Genomic DNA, 18674 nt, shown 5'->3' on the forward strand with positions numbered 1-18674 from the left:
TTCCAAGACCCTCCCGGGGCTCCACCCTGACGCGGAATTCCGAGCTGGACCGCTCCAGTGGGCTTCACCCGTCAGAAGACCTCAGGGTAGGGCGTGAAACCGCGGCCGGGGCCGCCGATGCCACTGCCGGGCCGGGTTACACCCGGTCGAGTGAGAGCCGGCTACGGGTTGCTGCCGCTGTTCAACTGCTTGCGCGCGTCCTGCAGCCCACGCAGCGCCGTGCCGCCCGCGCCCACCGCGACGATGATCGCGATGATCTCGAAGAACACGTTGCCGCTGGCCATCAGCAGCGCCAGCAGCGCCGCCACGGTGGTGATGCCGGCCTGCGGCCAGCGCGACCGCACCCACTGGGCAATCGTCTCGCCGCCCGCCCTGCGGCTGGCGGCCGACCCGAGCACGAACAGGTATCCGTCGTAGCCGACCGCGGCCACGAGACCGGCCAGGGCGATGATGACGGCGATGAACTCCATGCCCCCAGTGTGCTCGGAGAACGCCGCCGAAGCATCGGTGACATCCCCGAGAACCCCCTGGGTGTTTCGTCACCTTCCGAGCGGGCCGCGACCCATCCTGAGCAGGATCAGCGCGATGTCCTTGCCCTCCGGGCCGAGGCCCTCGCGGTAGCGGGCCAGGATGTCGATCTCCCGGTTGTGCACGATCTTCGTGCCGCCGTTGGCCATCCGCGTCTTGCCGACGATGCCGGACACCTCGGCCCGCCGCCCGATCAGCCGGATGATCTCGGCGTCGAGGTGGTCGATCTCCTCACGCAGCGAGGGGATGTCCGGGGTGGGCTGGTCGCTGACTGGCGTGCTCACTGATCTGTCCTCCGTGCTCGGGTCGGAGATCCGGTGGCCCCGGCAGCACAGAAGCCCCGGGTCCGAGGACTCCGGGGCTTCTGCGGTGGTCGTCTGGCGCTACGCGACCACGGGAGCCGGAGTCCGGATCCCGTAGAAAAACTCGTAGTGGCGCGCGCACATGCCGGGAGTCTCGCACAGCCGGCGGAGTCCAGTCGAGCCCAGGGCTCCGTCGACCCGGCGTGACGGAACTGTCGGTGCCGCCGGGTAGCGTGGTGGGCGATGAGCGCTCTGTTCGATCTGCCCACGAATCCCCCGGCGCGGGCGACCGGTCCCGACGCGTTGCTGGAGGGCCTCAACCCGCAGCAGCGCGACGCGGTCGTGCACGCGGGGTCCCCCCTGTTGGTCGTGGCCGGCGCCGGCTCCGGCAAGACCAAGGTGCTGACCAGCCGCATCGCCTATCTCCTGGCGGCGCGCGGCGTGCACCCCGGCGAGATCATGGCCATCACCTTCACCAACAAGGCCGCGGCCGAGATGAAGGAGCGGGTCTCCGGGCTGGTCGGGCGGCGCGCCAACGCGATGTGGGTGTCGACCTTCCACTCCATGTGCGTGCGGCTGCTGCGCCGTGAGGCCAAGACCCTGGGCATGTCGTCCAACTTCACCATCTACGACAGCGACGACTCGCGTCGGCTGATCACGTTGGTGGCGCGGGATCTCGACCTCGACCCCAAGCGCTATCCGGCGCGCACGCTGGCCGTGCACATCTCCAACCTCAAGAACGAGTTGGTGGACGCGGAGACGGCCAAGGACCGTGCGACCAACGACCTGGAGCGCCGGGTCGCCGAGGTCTACGAGTCCTACCAGCAGCGGCTGGGGCTGGCCAACGCCATGGACTTCGACGACCTGATCATGCGCACGGTCGAGCTGCTCCAGGTGTTCCCGGCGGTGGCCGAGCACTACCGGCGGCGGTTCCGGCACGTGATGGTGGACGAGTACCAGGACACCAACCACGCCCAGTACACCCTGGTGCGCGAGCTGGTCGGCACCGGCGAGGACGGCGTCGCCCCGGGCGAGCTGTGCGTGGTCGGCGACGCGGACCAGTCCATCTACGCCTTCCGCGGCGCGACGATCCGCAACATCGTCGAGTTCGAGCGGGACTACCCGCAGGCGCGCACCATTCTGCTGGAGCAGAACTACCGCTCCACCCAGACCATTCTCAGCGCCGCCAACGCCGTCATCGCGCGCAACCCCGACCGCCGGGACAAGCGGCTGTGGACCGACTCCGGCGAGGGCGAGAAGATCGTCGGCTACGTCGGCGACAACGAGCACGACGAGGCCGGCTTCGTGGCCGGCGAGATCGACCGGCTGGTCGACGCCGGCACGTTCACCAACGGCGACATCGCGGTGTTCTACCGCACCAACAACCAGTCCCGGGTGTTCGAGGAGATCTTCATCCGGCTCGGGCTGCCGTACAAGGTCGTCGGCGGCGTGCGGTTCTACGAGCGCCGCGAGGTCCGGGATGCCTTGGCGTACCTGCGGGTGCTGGCCAATCCCGACGACGCCGTGAGCCTGCGACGGATCCTCAACGTGCCCAAGCGCGGCATCGGCGACCGGGCCGAGGCCTGCGTGTCGGCCCATGCCGAGCAGCAGCGCATCGGCTTCGCCACCGCGCTGCGCGACGCCGCCGCCGGCAAGGTCGCGCTGCTCAATCCGCGCTCCCGCAACGCCATCTCCGGTTTTGTCATCATGTTGGACGAGCTGCACAAGGCCGTCGAGCGCGGCGACGACGTCGGCGACATCCTGGACCAGGTGCTCGACGTCACCGGCTATCGCGGCGAGCTCGAGGCCAGCGACGACCCGCAGGACGCCTCCCGGCTGGACAACCTGACCGAGCTCATCACCGTGGCTCGGGAGTTCACCCAGTTCAACCTGCCCGAGCAGGAAGAGGACGACCCGGTCCCGGTCAACAGCCTCGACGCCTTCCTGGAGCGCGTCTCCCTGGTCGCCGACTCCGACTCCGTGCCCGAGTCCGACGACGGCGTGGTCACCCTGATGACCTTGCACACTGCCAAGGGCCTCGAGTTCCCCGTCGTGTTCTCCACCGGCTGGGAGGACGGCGTCTTCCCGCACTCCCGGGCCCTCGGCGATCCCGCCGAGCTGGCCGAGGAGCGCCGGCTGGCCTACGTCGGCATCACCCGTGCCCGGGAGCGCCTGTACCTGTCGCGGGCCCTCATCCGGTCCGCGTGGGGACAGCCCGCCGCCAACCCCGAATCCCGCTTCCTCGGCGAGATCCCCTCCGACCTCGTCGAGTGGCGCCGCGTCGAGCCCGAGCGGGCCGCCCCCACCGTCACCACCACCTGGGGCCGCCGCTCCTCCTCCTTCGGCGAGGGCTCCTCCCGTGGCACCCCCGCCTTCGCCAAGGGCTGGCAGAACGCCCCCGCCCTTGAGCTCGAGGTCGGCGACCGCGTCACCCACGACAAGTACGGCCTCGGCACCGTCGTCGCCGCTGACGGCTCCGGCCCCCGCGCCACCGCCACCATCGACTTCGGCTCCGCCGGCACCGTCCGCCTCATGCTCATCGGCGGCGTCCCCCTGACCAAGCTCTGACCCGCCTGATACTGAAGGCCGGTTAGGTATCACTCGCTCGATCTGGTGCTACTGAGGTATCACTAGATCGAGCGATGCGCTACCTAACTTGCCTTCAGTATTGTAATGGTATGGATCGGGGGTTTGGTAGCGATGCTCGCTGACGTGTTCGGCGCCGACCAGCGGCGACATGTGGTGCGCAGCGAGCGCGGTTACCTGGCCTTTGTGCCGCCGAAGCTGCCGCCCGACATCGCCTTCGACACCGCGCTGGTGCGCCGACTGTCCATTGCCGACCGCGCGCTGGGCCAGCTCGCCGGCGTCGGCCGCACGCTGCCCAATCCGTACCTGCTGGCCCAGGCCATGGTGCGACGCGAGGCCGTGCTGTCCAGCCGGATCGAGGGCACCGTGGCCACGCTGTCCGACCTGGTGCGTTACGAGGTCGAACCGGCGGCGGCCCGGACCGACGACGTCGGCGAGGTCTACAACTACGTGTCCGCCGTCGAGCACGTGCTCAAGCCGGACCGGCGGCTGCCGCTGAGCCTGTCGCTGCTGCGGGAGGCCCACGAGATCCTGTTGTCCGGCGTGCGCGGCGGCTATGCCACGCCCGGCGAGTTCCGGCGTTCCCAGAACTGGATCGGCCCGCCCGGCTGCGTGCTGGACACCGCCACCTACGTGCCGCCGCCTCCGGACCGGATGTGGGAGTGCCTCGACGCGTTCGAGAAGCACATGCACGTCGAGCACGACCTGCCGCCGCTGATCACCATCGCCTGCCTGCACTACCAGTTCGAGGCCATCCACCCGTTCATCGACGGCAACGGCCGCGTCGGCCGCCTGCTCGTCGCGCTCCTGCTCGTCGAGTGGGGGCTCCTGCCCGCGCCGCTGCTGGACCTGTCCGCCTACCTGGAGCCGCGGCGCGACGAGTACTACGCGCGGCTGCTCGCCGTGAGCATCGACGGCGACTGGTCCGGCTGGCTCTCCTTCTTCCTCGACGTCGTCGCCAACCAGGCCGCCGACGCCCTGCGCCGCGCCCAGGCCTTGCAGACCCTGCGCGAGGAACTCCGGGGCCGCGTCACCAACGTCCGGTCCTCCAGCCTCGCCCCGCGCCTTGTCGACGCCCTTTTCGAGTCGCCGGCGATGACCATCAACCGTGCCGCCGCCATGCTCGGCGTGACCCACCGCGGCGCCACTCTCAACGTCGATCGGCTCGTCGACGTCCGGTGTGCTGACCGAGGTCGCCAGCACCGGCCGGTCTCGTCGCAGCTGTTGACATCGGTTGCCGGGTGTTGGCTGAACGTACTGCGTTCGGTTTCCGCTCACTCACCCGAAGCAAGGTCTCAGATACCCCGCGCGTGAAAAATCATTTTAGAACCACGCGTATGCCCACCACCTGGTCCGGTGGATGCGATCAGTCAACCCGTTCCCATGGCCCTGAGTGGTAGCTTCACTCTGAACGGTGGGGCTACAGCGGTGGGCCTCGCGGACCTGCCAGGCGGGGTCGGCCAGGGCGTCGGCGGCGAGGTGGTGGAGGGTGTCGGCGCCGGAGGCGAGGGCGGCGGCGCGGACGAGGGGTTCGGGGTCGGTGGCCAGCGGCAGCAGGGCGGCCCTGGCGGCCACGTCGGCAATCGACCCCAGGCCCTGGGCCAGCGCCACCCGGACCTCACGCGACGGGTCGGCGGCGGCGGAGGCCAAGGGGGCGGAGGCGTCGAGGGAGACCAGGCCGTGGACGGCCTCGATGCGGACCTCGGGCTCGGCGTCGGCCAATGCGCCGGAGAAGGCGGCCGAGGAGCCGAGGCGCAGGGAACGCAGGAGGTAGAGGGCGGCGGAGCGGACGGCGGGCTCGGCGTTGTGGACGGCACGGAGAAGACGTGCGGTGAAGGGGTCGGTCGCCGACGTGGCCTGGGCCGGCGGCCGACCGGACGGGGCGGCGTTGTCGGCGGAGCCGTGCGCGGGAGTTGATTCGGCGAGGTCCCGCCGATCGGTGCCTGGCACGTCGATTACTTCCACCAATTCCCGCAGACCGGCCGCGGCGGTCTGGCGGACGGCGGGGGCGGGGTCGTCGAAGGACTCGGCGAGGGCCGAGGCGAAGCCGGTGGGGGTGGTCTCGGTGAGCGTGGTGACGGCGGTGAGGCGGACGGCCTCGACGGGGCTCGCGAGGTAGGGGCGGAGGTCGTCGAGGGAGGGGGAAGCCTCGGCCAGGGCCAACAACGCCACTAGGTCGGGGGAGCCGTCGATGGAGGGGGAAGCCTTGGGTGACAACGACACAGTCTCGGCAGCGGTGGGGAAGTAGCGGGCGATGACGGTAGCGGGGCCGCCGGTGGGGGCGGGGAACTCGGGGACGGGGACGAGGTACGGCGCTACGGGGCGGCGGACGAACTCCATGGCGCCGTCGGGGGCGCGGCGGAGGTTGAGGTGGGCGAACCAGGCGGAGTCGTCGCGGGCAGGATGGTCCATGCGGTCGTGGTAGAGGCCCCAACGGGACTCGGTGCGCACAAGAGAGGACCGGGCGGCCATCTCGGCGCAGTCGCGGATGAAGGAGACCTCTGCGCAGCGCATGAGCTCGTGCGGGGTCCGAGCGCCCATGCCGGCGATCTCGGAGCGCATGCGTTCGAAGTGCTCGACGGCGATCTCGAGACGGTTGGAGCTCTTGGGCGGCGCCACGTAGTCGTTGACGAGGCGGCGGAGCTTGTACTCGACCTGGGGCTGGGGAGGACCGTCCGGATTGGACAGTGGACGGTAGATGAGCTCGTGGGCGGCGGAGATCTGGTCCTCGGGCAGGGAAACCAGAGGCGCGTCCACGGAAGCGGCATGGGTGCCGGCGAGGTCGCCGAAGACGAAGGCGCCGATCATGTAGTTGTGGGGCACGCAGGCGAGGTCGCCGGCGGCGTAGAGGCCGGGGACGGTGGTCTGGCCGTGCTCGTCTACCCAGACGCCGGAGGCGGAATGCCCGCCGCACAGGCCGATCTCGGAGATGTGCATCTCGACGTCATGGGTGCGGTAGTCGTGCCCACGCCCGGCATGGAAGGTGCCACGGGTGGGCCGCTCGGTGGTGTGCAGAATGCCCTCCAAGGCCCGCACGGACTCCTCGGGCAGGTGGGAAAGCCGGAGGTAGATGGGGCCCCGCTCGGAATGGATCTCCCGAGCGACCTCGGCCATCATCTGACCGGACCAGTAGTCGCAGTCGACGAAACGATCGCCGGCGGCGTTGGACTGGTAGCCGCCGAAGGGATTGGCGACGTAGGCGCAGGCGGGTCCGTTGTAGTCCTTGATGAGCGGGTTGATCTGGAAGCACTCGATGCCGGACAGCTCGGCCCCGGCGTGGTAGGCCATGGCGTAGCCGTCGCCGGCGTTGGTGGGATTCTCGTACGTGCCATAGAGATAACCGCTGGCCGGCAGGCCCAACCGTCCACAAGGGCCGGTGGCCAGAACAACCGCTTTCGCCGACACGGTGACGAGGTCGCCGCTGCGGGTGTCGAAGCCGACGGCCCCGACGGCCCGGCCGTCAGAAGTGAGAACCCGCACGGGCATGACCCGGTTGGTGATGGTGACCAGGGACCGCATGCGCTTCTCTCGCAACACCCGGTAGAGGACCTTCTTGACGTCCTTGCCCTCGGGCATCGGCAACACGTAGCTGCCGGACCGGTGCACCCGCCGCACCGCGTACTCGCCGTAGGAGTCCTTCTCGAACTTGACGCCGTAACCCTCCAACCGCCGCACCATGTCGTAACCACGGGTGGCGGTCTGCATGATGGTGCGCTGGTCGACGATCCCGTCGTTGGCCCGGGTGATCTCGGCGACGTAGTCCTCGGGGGTGGCCTTGCCCGGGATCACGGCGTTGTTGACGCCGTCCATGCCCATGGCCAACGCCCCGGAGTGCCGTACATGAGCCTTTTCCAGCAGCAGCACGGAGGCGCCGCGCTCGGCGGCGGAGATCGCGGCCATGGTGCCGGCGGTGCCGCCGCCGATCACCAGCACGTCACAGCTCAGCTCACGGCGTTCGGTCACTGCGTGCTCCCCAGTGCGGCAAGGATCTCGGCGCGGGCGGCGGAGTTGTCGCCGCCGCCGCGCGGGAACGGGACGTCCACAATGGACCTGATCGAGGTCGGGCGGCCGCCGAGCACGGCGACCCGGTCGCCGAGGAAGACGGCCTCGTCGACGTCGTGGGTGACAAAAACGATGGTGGTCGGCTGCTGGGACCAGACGTCGACCAACAGCAGCTGCATGGCCCGTCGGGTCTGGGCGTCCAAGGCGCCGAAGGGCTCGTCGGCCAGGATCACCCGCGGTCCGGAAGCCAGGGTCCGGGCCAGCTGAACCCGCTGCCGCATGCCACCGGACAGCTCACGCGGCAGGTGGTCGGCGTAGCCGTCGAGGCCGACACGCTCGATCCACGACAGGGCCTGGGAACGGCGGGAAATCCTTGGCACGCCGCGAATCGCCAGCGGCAGCTCGACATTGCGGCGGACGCTGCGCCACGGCAGCAGGCCGTCCTCCTGGAACACCAGGGCCCGCTCGGCCGAGGTTCGCACGATCGGTCGGCCGTCCAGGGTGATGGCGCCGCCGGACGGTCGGTGCAGACCGGCCAGAGTGCGCAGCACGGTCGACTTGCCGCAGCCGGAACCGCCGACCAGCACCAGGATCTCGCCGGCCTCGATCTTGAGGTCGATCCCGTGCAGCACAGAGGTTTCCCGGTAACCAACGCTGAGGTCCTCGATGAGCATCATCGCGCGATCTCCGCTTCGCGAGGCAGCCAACGGGTCACGCGGCGGCCGACCAGTTCCACCGCGGCGGCGCTGCCGAAGCCCAGCAGGCCGATGCTGAGCATGCCGACGATCACGCCCGGGTAGTCGACCACCGTGTAGGCCTGCCAGGTCCGGTAGCCGACGCCGTACTGGCCGGAGATCATCTCGGCCGAGATCACGCAGATCCACGCCACGCCCATGCCCACCGACAGCCCGGAGAACACGCCCGGCAGCGCGCCGGGAAGCACGACGCTCCACAGCACCCGCCGCCGGTTGCCGCCCATGGTCAGCACGGCTTCCTCCCAGACCACCGGCAGCGCGGCCACGGCGTGCCGGGTGGACACCATGATCGGGAAGAACGCGGCCAGGAACGTGATGAACACGATTCCCTGCTCGTTGCTGGGAAACAGCAGGATGGCGATCGGCACCATCGCGATGGCCGGGATCGGCCGCAGCACCTCCAGCGGCGGCGACACGATGTCGCCGGTCAGCGCCGACCGGCCCACGGCCACGCCGATCGCCACGCCGGCCAGCGCCGCCAGCGCGAAGCCCATCAGGATCCGGCCCAGGCTGTCGCCCAGATCCCGGTAGTACAAAGGAGTCTGTAGCTGGTAGCCCAGATCACGGGCCACGTCGACGACCGTCGGCAGCCGGTCGAAGTGCAGCCAGAAGTCCACGTGCAGGCTCGTCAGCAGTTGCCATAACAGCAGAGCGGCGACCAGGGAACCGCCGCGCAGCAGGTGTTTTCTCATGCCAGCCTCACTGCGGTGGGATAGTCGACGATTCGGGAGCCGGGATGGGAGTTCACGTACGACCGCGCCTCGGTCTCGACGTCGAACGGGCGCAGTCCCTTGTCGTGCACCCAGTACGACTTGTCGGCGAACCAACGGGTGCCGGTGACGGTGTCGTCGACGTACGCGGCGCGGACCTTCTTACCGCTGTCACGGATCAGTCGCAGCAAGGCATCCGGCGACGCGGCGGGAGTAGTCGAAGCATCACCGGCGAACCACACCTCGCCGGCGTTCACCGGCCGCTGAACCGAAGACACCTTGAGCGAAGCGAGCCGAGATCCGTCCACGAAGGAGGAAAGATCCAGCCCCTTGATGCCGCCGATCGACCGGAGAAACGGAATGTCCTTCTGCAAGGCGGAAATCAGGTCCGGTCGCAGCGTCGGATCGAAGGTGACCAGGCCGTTGGGCCCGTTGTAGAGGTACACCACCTCCGGCGCCAGCCCGGTGGCGGCGGCGACCTTCGACGCCGCCTCCATGGGATGGGCGTTGAGAAAGGACGTGGCGTCCAGCTGGGCCTGGAGAAACGCCTGCACCACATCGGGATTGGCCGCCGCGTACTTCTGACGCACGACAACTCCGTGCCAGGTTGGCAGATTCAGCGCGGCCCCGTCGTACAGCAGCCGCGCCTGCCCGGCGAACACCAGCTGCCCCGGCCACGCCACGAACTGCCCCAACGCGTCCACGGCCCCGGCCCGCAGCGCCGATGCCCCGACCGACGGGTCCTGGTTGACCATCTGCACGTCGTTGTCGGGATCGATGCCCAGGCCGGACAGGGCCCGCACGGTGGTGCCGTTGCCGGCCGACCCGATGCTCGACGAGATGCGCTTGCCCCGCAGGTCGCTCAGGGAATGAGCCGGCGACGACGGCGGCACGACCACCATGTTCAGGGCCCCGCGCAGGTTGTAGCCGGTGGCCGAGATCAGCGAGGTGCGCCCGTCGCCGAACTCCTGCGTGCGGGATCCGTTGATGAGCATGGGAAAGTCGCCCATCGACCCGATGTCGATCTTCCCGGCCACCATCTGCGCGGTGATCGGCGCGCCGGTGGAGTAGTCCTGCCACTCCACCCGATACGTCCGACCGGTCCGCCGGCCCAGGGTCGAGAGCCGCTGCTCCAGGTAGCCCTGGGCGCGCAGCAGCGTGCCGGCGGTGACGGTGTTGATGGTCTTGGACTGGTAGCCGACGACGAGGGTCACCACGGTGGACGTCGCTCCGGACGCCACCGAGCAGCCGGTCAGAAGGGCCAGCAGCAGCGCCGGCCACGCCCGTCTCATCGGATCAGGAAGGGCATGTTGACGGTGACCGCGCCGGTGGGGCAGCGCGCGGCGCACGGCCCGCAGTACCAGCACTCGTCCACGTGCATGTAGGCCACGTCGGTCTCGGGGTTGATGGCCAGCGAGTCCAGCGGGCACACGTCGACGCAGAGCCGGCAGCCCTTCACGCACAACGACTCGTCGATCACGACCGGGACGTCCACCCGGTTGGGCACCAAAGCCATGGGAACAGCCCCTCTATCGGTCCAGTACGGCGCGCATGGTGAGCCGGTCCCCGCGGAACCGGATGAACTCCAGGTCGACCGGGCGGCCGTCGGCCAGGTGGGTGAGCCGCTCCACGAGCAGCAGCGCCCCGCCGCGCGGCAGGTCGAGCACCGAGGCCACGTGCGGGTCGGCGTTGACGGCCTCCATGCCGACCTCGGCCCGCCCCAGCGGCTGCCCGCAGATGCGCTCCAGCAGCGTGAAGACGTCGTTGTTGACGAGGTCCTCGGCCAGCAGCGGCTCGCCGATGTCGGCCGGCAGGTAGGTCAGGTCCAGCGACAGCGGCAGGCCGTTCAGCCGGCGCAGCCGCTCGACGCACACGATTGCCGCGCCGACCTCGACACCGAGCCGCTCGGCCAGCACCCCGGAAGCCGTGACGACTCCCGAGGTCCGCACCTCGTTGCTGACCACGCCGTGCTCGTGCAGCGTCTCGGCCAGCCCCATCAGCCGATTCAGCCCGTGCGGGTACTTCCGCGCCACGACCACCGTGCCGATGCCCGGCGATCGCTCGATCAGCCCGTCGGCCCGCAGCAGCTCCAGCGCCTCCCGCACGGCGTTGCGGGTGGCGGCGAACTCACGGCCGAGAAGTCGCTCGTCCGGCAGCACGCCGTCCGTGAAGTCGCCGTCGAGCACCTGCCGGCGCAGCGCGTCGGCGATCTGCCTCGCCCGGTCCGCCCGGGGCCGTCGCGGTTGCGGGTCCATGACGCCGAACGGTCCGGAGAAGCCATTTCCGGTGGATGACAGCCGTGTTTCGCCGGCGTTACGCCACCCGGTCAGGGCCCCTGACCGGCGGCCGGCCGGGGTTTTCGCCACTGCGGGCCGTGTAACCCCGGTTCATATACTGGGATGTTTCTGTCGGAGTTCGACGTATGTTCCACCCCCGTCGCTACACGCTGATTGGCCCCCTGACAAGGGGGCATCGGGCAGCACTTCACGGCATGGAGTCACCGTGAAGAGTTCGAGAAGTGGGGCCCGACACACTCAGCGACAGGAGGGATCACGGGGGTCATCCCAGTAGGAGGAGCAACGGTGGAGCGAGTTCGGGTAGGGGTTCACGCGGGAGACCCGATCACCCTGGCGGGAGTGGCCAGCCACCTGCGCGCACGTCCGGAGTTCCAGCTGGTGGGGGAGCGCCAGTTCGGTGAGGCGGCCGTGCTCGTGGTGTGTGCCGACGTGGTCACGTCGGACGTCATGTCGGCGCTGCGCCGGTTCACCGAGAACTCCTCGGCGCGCTGTGTGCTGGTGACCAACGAGCTGCGCCAGGCGGACCTGCTCGCCGCCGTGGAGTGCCGGGTGGTGAGTGTGTTGCCCAGGGCGGACGCGACCGGTGACCGGCTGGCCGGCGCGGTGGTCGCCGCGGCGAGGGGCCGCGGCGACCTGCCGCCGGATCTGCTGGGCGAGCTGCTGTCGCAGGTGGAGCGGTTGCAGCGGGACGTGCTGGGCCCTCGCGGCCTGACCACGTCGGGGCTGGCCCCGCGCGAGGTGGACGTGCTGCGGCTGATGGCCGAGGGCTGGGACACCGCGGAGATCGCGGAGAAGCTGTCCTATTCGGAGCGGACTGTGAAGAATGTCGTGTATGCCGTGATGAGTCGGCTCGGCTTGCGCAACCGTCCGCACGCGGTCGCCTACGCCTTGCGAGCAGGCGTTATCTGAGCGGTTGCTTGGGCCGATCGGTGGTCACCTGATCACGATGTTTGGCCCTGGGGGTGTCAGGCGGCCACAATCGCTGCGTGCCGAGTACCTCGACCACGAGCGAGCCCCTGCGGTTCACGCTGCTCGGACCGGTCCGGGTGTGGCGTGGCGACCGTGAGCTGACGCTGGGTCCGCCGCAGCGCAAGGCCATCCTCGCGACCCTGCTGCTGCGGGCTGACCAGGTGGTTTCCGCATCCGAGCTCGTCGACGCCGTCTGGGGTGAGTCGGCGCCGGCGAGCGTGCATGGGGTCGTGCAGACGCACGTGTCGATGCTCAGGAGCGTGCTGGAGCCGGAGCGGCCCCGCCGCGGCCAGGCCAGCGTGCTCCGTTCGGTCGGCAACGGCTACTCGGTGGCCGTCGGCGCCGCGACCTACGACCTGCGCGAGTTCGAGAAGACCCTGGAACTGGCCCGCCAGCAGCGGGAAGAGGGCAACGCCCGCGACGCCGTGGAGTGGTACGCCAAGGCGCTGGCCATGTGGCAGGGCGAGCCGCTGTCGGCCATCCCGGGCCCGGGCGCGGTGATCGAACGGGCCCGGCTCAACGAGATCGTGCTCGGCGTCCAGGAGGAACGCCTGGAGCTGATGGTCGCGCTCGGCCGGCACACGGCCGCCGTCACGGAGCTGTCCGCCCTGACCTCGGCCCATCCCGTCCGCGAACGTTTGCGGGCCCTGCACATGAAGGCCCTGTCCCGCTCCGGCCGGCGGGCCGACGCGCTGCAGGTCTACACCGACACCCGCCGGGTGATGGTGGACGAGCTGGGCATCGAGCCCGGCTCCGAGCTGCGGGAACTGCATCACCGCCTGCTGGCCGTGGACGAGCCGCGGCCCACACAGCCGCAGCCGCCGGCGCAGCCCAGCCGCCGGCCGGTCGTGCCCTTCATGGACGAGCCGCTGCCGGCCCCCGTCTCGCCCGCACAGCTCCCCGCCGACGTCGCCGACTTCACGGGGCGCACGGCGCTCGTGAAGAAGCTCACGGCCATGCTGACGCCTCGTACGCACCGAACCGCGCCGCCGCGGGCGCTGGTCGCCGGCATCGGTGGCGTGGGCAAGACGGCGTTAGCGGTGCACGCGGCGCACCAGGTGCGCCAGGACTACCCCGACGGCCAGCTCTACGTGAACCTCCGTGGCGCCGGCCCGGACGCCGCGGACCCGCTCAACGTGCTCAGCGCCTTCCTGCGGGCCTTCGGCGTCTCACCGAACTCGACGCCGGCCGACCTGGACGAGCGGGCCGCCATGTACCGCTCGGTCCTCGCCCAGCGGCGGGTCCTGGTGGTGCTGGACGATGCCGCCGACGCGCGCCAGATCCAGCACCTGCTGCCCGGCTCCGCCACCTGCGCCGTGCTGGTGACCAGCCGTCGCCGTCTGCCCGAGATGCAGTGGGACGAGCAGGCCGAGCTGGAGGGCATGTCCCGCGAGGAAGCCCTGACCCTGTTCAGCCGCACGATCGGCGCGGAGCGGGCCGGCAAGGAGCCCGAGGCCGTGGCCGAGGTGGTGGACGCCTGCGGGCGGCTGCCGCTGGCGCTGCGCATCACGGCGGCCAAGCTGGTCGACCGGCCGCAGTGGACGGTCCGCTCGCTGGCCGACAAGCTCGCACGGGAAAGGGGCAGGCTGTCGGAGTTACGGGTGGGGAGCCTTGAGGTCGAGGCCACCTTTCACCTGGGCTACGGGCAGCTCGACGCCACCTCCGCCCGCGCCTTCAGGCTGATGTCGCTGCCGGAGGGGCCGGGCCTGTCGCTGCCGGCCGCCGCCGCGGTCGTCGGGGAGCCGGAGCCCAGCGCGGAACCGGTGGTGGAGCGGCTGGTCGACCTGAACATGGTGGCCAGCCCAGCGCCGGATCACTACGCGTACCACGACCTGCTGCGTCTTTTCGCACGCCAGCGGGCCGTGCAGACCGACTCCACGCAGGACAGGATCGCCGCCATGGTCCGCCTCGGCGACCACTACCTCGGCACGGCGGCGACCGCCGGCTGGCTGATCCAGGCCCCGGCCCAGCCGCGCGAGAAGTTCTGCGTGAAGCCGTACGCGGGGGGCGTTCACCTCGCCGACCTGAAGTCGGCCTTCACGTGGTTCGAGGACCAGCAGCCGGCGCTGCTGGCGTCGGCGCGGCAGTTCCTCACCGACCCCGACCTGCCCTCGGAGTACGTGGTCGACCTGATCACGTTCCTTGAGCTGTATCTGGCCAACGGCACGCACTTCGGCGAGATCGGGCAGATCGGCGAGCTGGCCGTGCGAGACGCCGAGCGCACCGGGGACCTCAGGGTGGAGGCGTGGGGACGGCGCAAGGTGGGCGAGGCGCACCTGCGGCGGTTCCAGCTGCCCGAGGCCCAGGAGCAGCTGAGCCGGTCCATCGCCGCCGCCGAGAAGGCCGGCGACGCCGTGGCGTTGGCCACAGCGATGGATCTGCTGGGCAGTGTGGAGTTCCGGCTGGGCAACGCCGAGCAGTCGCTGGCGCACCTGGATCAGGCGCTCGCCGTGGCCCACGACGCCGGCGACGTCGTGCGCGAGGCCTACGTGCTGGGCACGATCGGCCGCACCCAGTCCGAGCGCGGCGAGTTCGAGCTGGCCATGATCGCCTGCGAGCGCAGCCGTGACCTGCACGAACAGCTGGGCAACGAGACCGGGCTGGCCCGCACCCTGTTCATGATGGGCCTGGTCTACCAGCGCTTCCGCCGTCTCGTGGAGTCGATCGACCCGCTGGAGGAGTCGCTGGCCGTCTGCCTCGGCATCGAGCAGACCTTCGGCGAGGGCCACAACCTGGTCATGCTGTCGAGGGGCTATCTGGCTGACGGCCGGGCCGAGCAGGCCGCGGCCGCCGCGTCACGGGCCCGGGAGCTGGGCGAGGCCATCGGCGACGCCCACATGCACGCCATGGCCGTGGCCGAACTGGGCAAGGCCCTGCACGCCCTGGGCAAGCACGAACTGGGCGACGAGCACCTGCAGAGCGCCCAGACCCTCTTGACAGAGCTGAACTCGCCCCAGGCGGCGGCGGTTTCTGCCCTCTTGAACAAGAAGTGACGTACCGCAAGCCACCCAATGGGGTGCCAGATTCCCTCGGATGCGGCAGTGTGACGGTGTGCCGATCAGCGACGGGCCCGATGCGGGGGGCGAAGTCATCGAGTTCGACTGCCGTCAGGTGGGATCCGCGCTCGTCGTGTGCTCCCCCAACGGCGCGAGCAAGGCGGCCCGGGTGCTGGCCAACGCCCTGCCCGGGGACCCCGACCGCACGGTCGTGGTGGCCGACTTCCCGCCCGACTCCGGCCCCGAGGTGTGGACCGCGCTGGTGGCCGCGTTGCGCAAACGCGGGCCGATCCGGCTGGCGGTCTCCCGTGCCGGCAGCGGGGAGCTGGGCTCGCCCGCGCAGTGGCTTTCCGACCAGCTGAAGGTCGAGGTCGTCGCGCCGGACGGGGTGCTGCTGCCGGTGCCCGGCGGCTCCGCCTTCGTGATCGACTCGCACGGCGCCGGCTGCTGGTACCGATTCCGGCCCGGACATCCGCCGGACCCGATGGGCAGCCGGTTCCCGGCCCCCGAGTGGGAGCCGATGACGCCGGGCAAACCGTGGGCCTCCGGCCGGGCCGGCGTCGCCGAGCCCATCCCGGCCGGCCTGTGGATGCATGCCATGCCGTCGGTGACCGAGGGCCCGAGCCGTGAGCACGCCCGTCCGGTGTTCGCGCTGCCGTGCCGGCCCGATGTGCTGACGATCGTGCTCGGCGGGCCGGAGGAGCGGCCGGTGCCGCCGGAGGAGATCCGCGCGCTGCTGACCGCCCTGCCGATGCCGGCCCGCACCAAGGTGCGCATCGCGCCGTACGGGGTCGCGCCGCTGGGCACCGCCTACGCCGGCGAGCCGATCGGGCAGATCATCGCCGACCTGGTCGGGGAGCGGATCGCCGTCTACTCGGGGCTGCCGGTGCTGGGCGCGGACGGCATCGACGTCGTGGCCTACGACTCGGCCGGGCAGCCGTCCTGGCGGCCGTTCACCACCGAGCTGGGCTACTGGCCGCGGACCACGCCGAACGCCATGCCGCCCAGCGTGATCGAGCACCGGCCGCCGGTCGGCGGCCTGGTGGCGTTGCGCCCGGGCGTCTACGAGCTGGCCGAGGGCGCGGTCGTGGAGCTGGTCAACAGCGGTCTGTGGATTCGGGATCCGGCGGAGCCGCCGCAGAACAGCCCCGTCCGCACGCTGCCGATGGACCCGCTGTGGGCGCGGATCACGGTGGGAGTGCCGGGCATGCCGACCTCGCCGGAGCTGTTCGCCGCCGCCACCGAGCTGTACTCGCGGCTGGACCCGGACACCCAGCGGGCCGTGCGCTTCGTCTTCAGCGACGCCTCGCAGCTGGTCGAGGACAAGCCGGCCGAGCCGGCGCCCGCGCCGCGGCCGCTGGCCGTGGTGGCGTCGGCCAAGACCGTGCCGCCGACGATCGAGGACACCGACGTCGAGATGGCGCCGGTCATCGACGACGAGGACCTCGAATACGACGACGAGTACGACGACGAACACGGCAAGCACTCCGACGACGGGCCGACGGCGATCGTGCCGCAGCACCTGGTCGCGATGGCCACGCCGCGGGAGGAACCCGAGACAGAGGTGGAGATCACCGCCGTCATCGAGGAGCACTTCGACACAGCGCATAATCCTTCTGGCGCGCCCTTCGACGAGGTCGACCCGGCCGTGGACCTGGGCGCGCCCGAGCCGGTGGCCGAGCCCGAACCGGAGCCGGAACCCGAGCCGATCTGGCACCTGCGCAGCACCCAGGCCGAACGGGACTGGGTGCGGCACACGCTGGGCGCGAACTACGAGGGGCACGCGGCCGCGGTGCTCCGCCTGATCGCCAAGCAGCCTGGCCTGCGCACCGCCGAGGACGCGACGCTGGAGGCGGTGGTCACCGATCTCGTTGCGGCGCAGATGTATCTGGTCGCCTCCGACCAGATGCTCAACTCGGCGCTGCGCTCCGGCGAGCTGGGCCAGCTCATGCCGTTCGTGCGCTGCGTGGTCTCCGGGCTGCGCCGGATGCCGCCGTTCGAGGGCGCGGTTCTCTGCTACGGCAAGGAAACCCTGGACATCGGGGACATCTTCACCGAGAAGTCGTTCCTCAACACGGCGTCCAAACTGGACGCCGAGCTGCCCGGCCCGGTGGAGTATGTGGTGTGGTCGGTCAACGGCCGCAAGGTCGACGGCATCGGCGATGCCGTCGACCGCGTGGTCTTCCTGCCGGACACCAGGTTCCGGGTGGTGTACGCCAGCAAGACCCGGCTGCTGCTGGTCGAGGACGACGTGGCCGAGCAGTCGCTCGGTCGGCTGGAGCGGGCGGTCGCCGACCGGGAAAGCATGTCCACGGTGGACTATCCCGGCGTCGAGTCGCTGGAATGGCCGCTAGGCTTCGGCGCGTAGCTTGGCGAAGTCCTTGAACACCTGCGCGGCGCTCTCCCGGCCGATCCGGCCGTTCTCGCAGCTCTGCCGCTCGTAGCCGGCGAGCGCGCCGAGCTTGTCCTCGTGGCCGTCGCGCACGGCGATCAGCTTGTCCGCCAACAGTTCCGCGTCGATCATGGCCAGGTTGGCGCCGAGGCCGCCGGGCGGCGCGGGGTGCGCGGAGTCGCCGAGCAGCGTGACGGCCCGGGTCGGCCACGGCTCGATCGGATCACCCTCCTTGATCGGCGAGACGCCGCTGTTGTTGACGTCGGCGTGGGCGATCAGGGCCTTGAGATCCGGGTGCCAGTCCGCCATCAGGTCGAGAACCGGTTGCAGGTCAAGGGTTTTCGGCGTGCCCGGCAGCAGCAGCACCCAGCGGATGTAGCTGGGCGTGTCCGGGAGCTTCACGTCCGGCGCCAGCTCGGCCGCCGCTTCCACCGGCGGCCGCTGGAACTTCATCTTGCCCAGCATCAGCTGCACGTTCCTGGCGCTGACCATCGTGCTCCAGCCCGGGATCAGATGCTCGAAGCCGTTGATCGGGGTGCGGCCGATCGCGCCGTACATCGGGAGATCGTGGATGCCGACGTGCGGCAGCAGCTGCCGGCGGACCGTCGAGCCCGCGCCGTCCGCCCCGACCAGCACGTCGGCGTCGTCCGTGGTGCCGTCGGCGAAGTGGGCCCGGACCCGGCCGTCGGGCAGTTCCTCGTAGCGGTCCAGCTTCATGTCGTACCGCAGGTGCTCTTCGAGGCCGGCGATCAGCAGGTGCCGCAGTACGTTCCGGTCGTACATGCGGCCCTCGTCGTCGTCCCGCTCCTTCTCGCCGAGCACGTTGAGCTGGGAGTCGACCGCACGGCCGGTGTTCTCCACCAGGCCGCTGACCGCCTCCAGCAGCGGGTAGAGCCGGGGCTGGACCGCGCCGTAGAGGGCCTTGAGTCCCTCGGCGCCGAAGCCGATCCGGTAGCCCTGGAAGCGGGCCTCGATCGCGCTGTCCCGCTCGTAGACCCGCACGTCGATGTCCGCGTCGAGCAGCCGCTGGGCCAGCGCCAGGCCGCCGAGTCCGGCGCCGATGACCACAACCTTCATGACCGCTCCCCCTCCGAGCCATGTGAACTAAGTTCACGTGAACTTAGTTCACGTCGACCG

At 70.4% G+C, this 18674-nt stretch carries 14 protein-coding genes; 5 read left to right on the plus strand and 9 right to left on the minus strand.

What is annotated here, in order from left to right; translation table 11 throughout:
* Positions 1–161 precede the first annotated feature (161 nt).
* Both KUTG_RS30540 and KUTG_RS30545 read right to left on the minus strand, forming a co-directional pair.
* Complete coding sequence (locus KUTG_RS30540) at positions 162–470, minus strand: hypothetical protein (protein ID WP_043721672.1); 309 nt, start codon at positions 468–470, stop codon at positions 162–164.
* Positions 471–539: 69 nt separating this feature from the next.
* The gene (locus KUTG_RS30545; protein ID WP_043721674.1) at positions 540–812 is read right to left on the minus strand and encodes a chorismate mutase; all 273 of its coding nucleotides are present in this window, start codon (positions 810–812) and stop codon (positions 540–542) included.
* Positions 813–1073: 261 nt separating this feature from the next.
* On the opposite strand from KUTG_RS30545, the gene pcrA reads away from it, so the two are divergent.
* Complete coding sequence (gene pcrA, locus KUTG_RS30550; protein ID WP_043721675.1) at positions 1074–3398, plus strand: DNA helicase PcrA; 2325 nt, start codon at positions 1074–1076, stop codon at positions 3396–3398.
* Between the two features lie 132 nt (positions 3399–3530).
* Entirely contained in the window at positions 3531–4730 is a 1200-nt protein-coding gene (locus KUTG_RS30555; protein WP_052395584.1) for a Fic family protein, read from the plus strand.
* A 9-nt stretch (positions 4731–4739) separates the two neighbouring features.
* On the opposite strand, the gene KUTG_RS30560 is transcribed toward KUTG_RS30555, so the two are convergent.
* From KUTG_RS30560 to KUTG_RS30585, 6 genes are read right to left on the minus strand one after another with little or no spacing between them, the layout of a single operon-like run.
* Positions 4740–7379, minus strand: a complete 2640-nt coding sequence (locus tag KUTG_RS30560) for a fumarate reductase/succinate dehydrogenase flavoprotein subunit (RefSeq protein ID WP_052395585.1) — start codon at positions 7377–7379, stop codon at positions 4740–4742.
* Positions 7376–8095, minus strand: a complete 720-nt coding sequence (locus KUTG_RS30565; RefSeq protein ID WP_043721678.1) for an ABC transporter ATP-binding protein — start codon at positions 8093–8095, stop codon at positions 7376–7378. The genes KUTG_RS30560 and KUTG_RS30565 overlap by 4 nt, the downstream gene beginning before the upstream one ends.
* Positions 8092–8865 (minus strand): ABC transporter permease, encoded by a 774-nt coding sequence (locus tag KUTG_RS30570; protein WP_043721679.1) that lies wholly within the window; start codon positions 8863–8865, stop codon positions 8092–8094. The genes KUTG_RS30565 and KUTG_RS30570 overlap by 4 nt, the downstream gene beginning before the upstream one ends.
* Entirely contained in the window at positions 8862–10175 is a 1314-nt protein-coding gene (locus KUTG_RS30575; RefSeq protein ID WP_043721682.1) for an ABC transporter substrate-binding protein, read from the minus strand. Before KUTG_RS30575 ends, KUTG_RS30570 begins: the two co-directional genes overlap by 4 nt.
* Positions 10172–10399 (minus strand): 4Fe-4S dicluster domain-containing protein, encoded by a 228-nt coding sequence (locus KUTG_RS30580; protein ID WP_043721683.1) that lies wholly within the window; start codon positions 10397–10399, stop codon positions 10172–10174. The genes KUTG_RS30575 and KUTG_RS30580 overlap by 4 nt, the downstream gene beginning before the upstream one ends.
* Before the next feature lie 13 nt (positions 10400–10412).
* Positions 10413–11138: a GntR family transcriptional regulator gene (locus tag KUTG_RS30585; protein ID WP_084579980.1), complete on the minus strand. Its 726-nt coding sequence runs from the start codon at positions 11136–11138 to the stop codon at positions 10413–10415.
* 327 nt (positions 11139–11465) lie between these two features.
* Here KUTG_RS30585 and KUTG_RS30590 point away from each other — a divergent pair, with 327 nt between their 5' ends.
* The 3 genes from KUTG_RS30590 (at position 11466) to KUTG_RS54055 (ending at position 17513) form a co-directional block, all read left to right on the plus strand.
* On the plus strand, positions 11466–12089 hold the full coding sequence (locus KUTG_RS30590) for a helix-turn-helix transcriptional regulator (protein ID WP_043721684.1): 624 nt from the start codon (positions 11466–11468) through the stop codon (positions 12087–12089).
* Between the two features lie 77 nt (positions 12090–12166).
* A complete protein-coding gene (locus KUTG_RS30595; RefSeq protein ID WP_043731156.1) occupies positions 12167–15142 on the plus strand; it encodes an AfsR/SARP family transcriptional regulator in 2976 nt (991 codons plus the stop codon).
* A 40-nt stretch (positions 15143–15182) separates the two neighbouring features.
* Positions 15183–17513: a hypothetical protein gene (locus tag KUTG_RS54055; protein ID WP_052395587.1), complete on the plus strand. Its 2331-nt coding sequence runs from the start codon at positions 15183–15185 to the stop codon at positions 17511–17513.
* Here KUTG_RS54055 and KUTG_RS30605 read toward each other — a convergent pair.
* On the minus strand, positions 17496–18614 hold the full coding sequence (locus tag KUTG_RS30605) for an FAD-dependent oxidoreductase (RefSeq protein ID WP_232241036.1): 1119 nt from the start codon (positions 18612–18614) through the stop codon (positions 17496–17498). The genes KUTG_RS54055 and KUTG_RS30605 overlap by 18 nt on opposite strands.
* Between the last annotated feature and the right edge of the window lie 60 nt (positions 18615–18674).

Origin of the sequence: Kutzneria sp. 744, from assembly GCF_000568255.1 — a bacterium.
In the GTDB taxonomy this organism is placed as follows: domain Bacteria; phylum Actinomycetota; class Actinomycetes; order Mycobacteriales; family Pseudonocardiaceae; genus Kutzneria.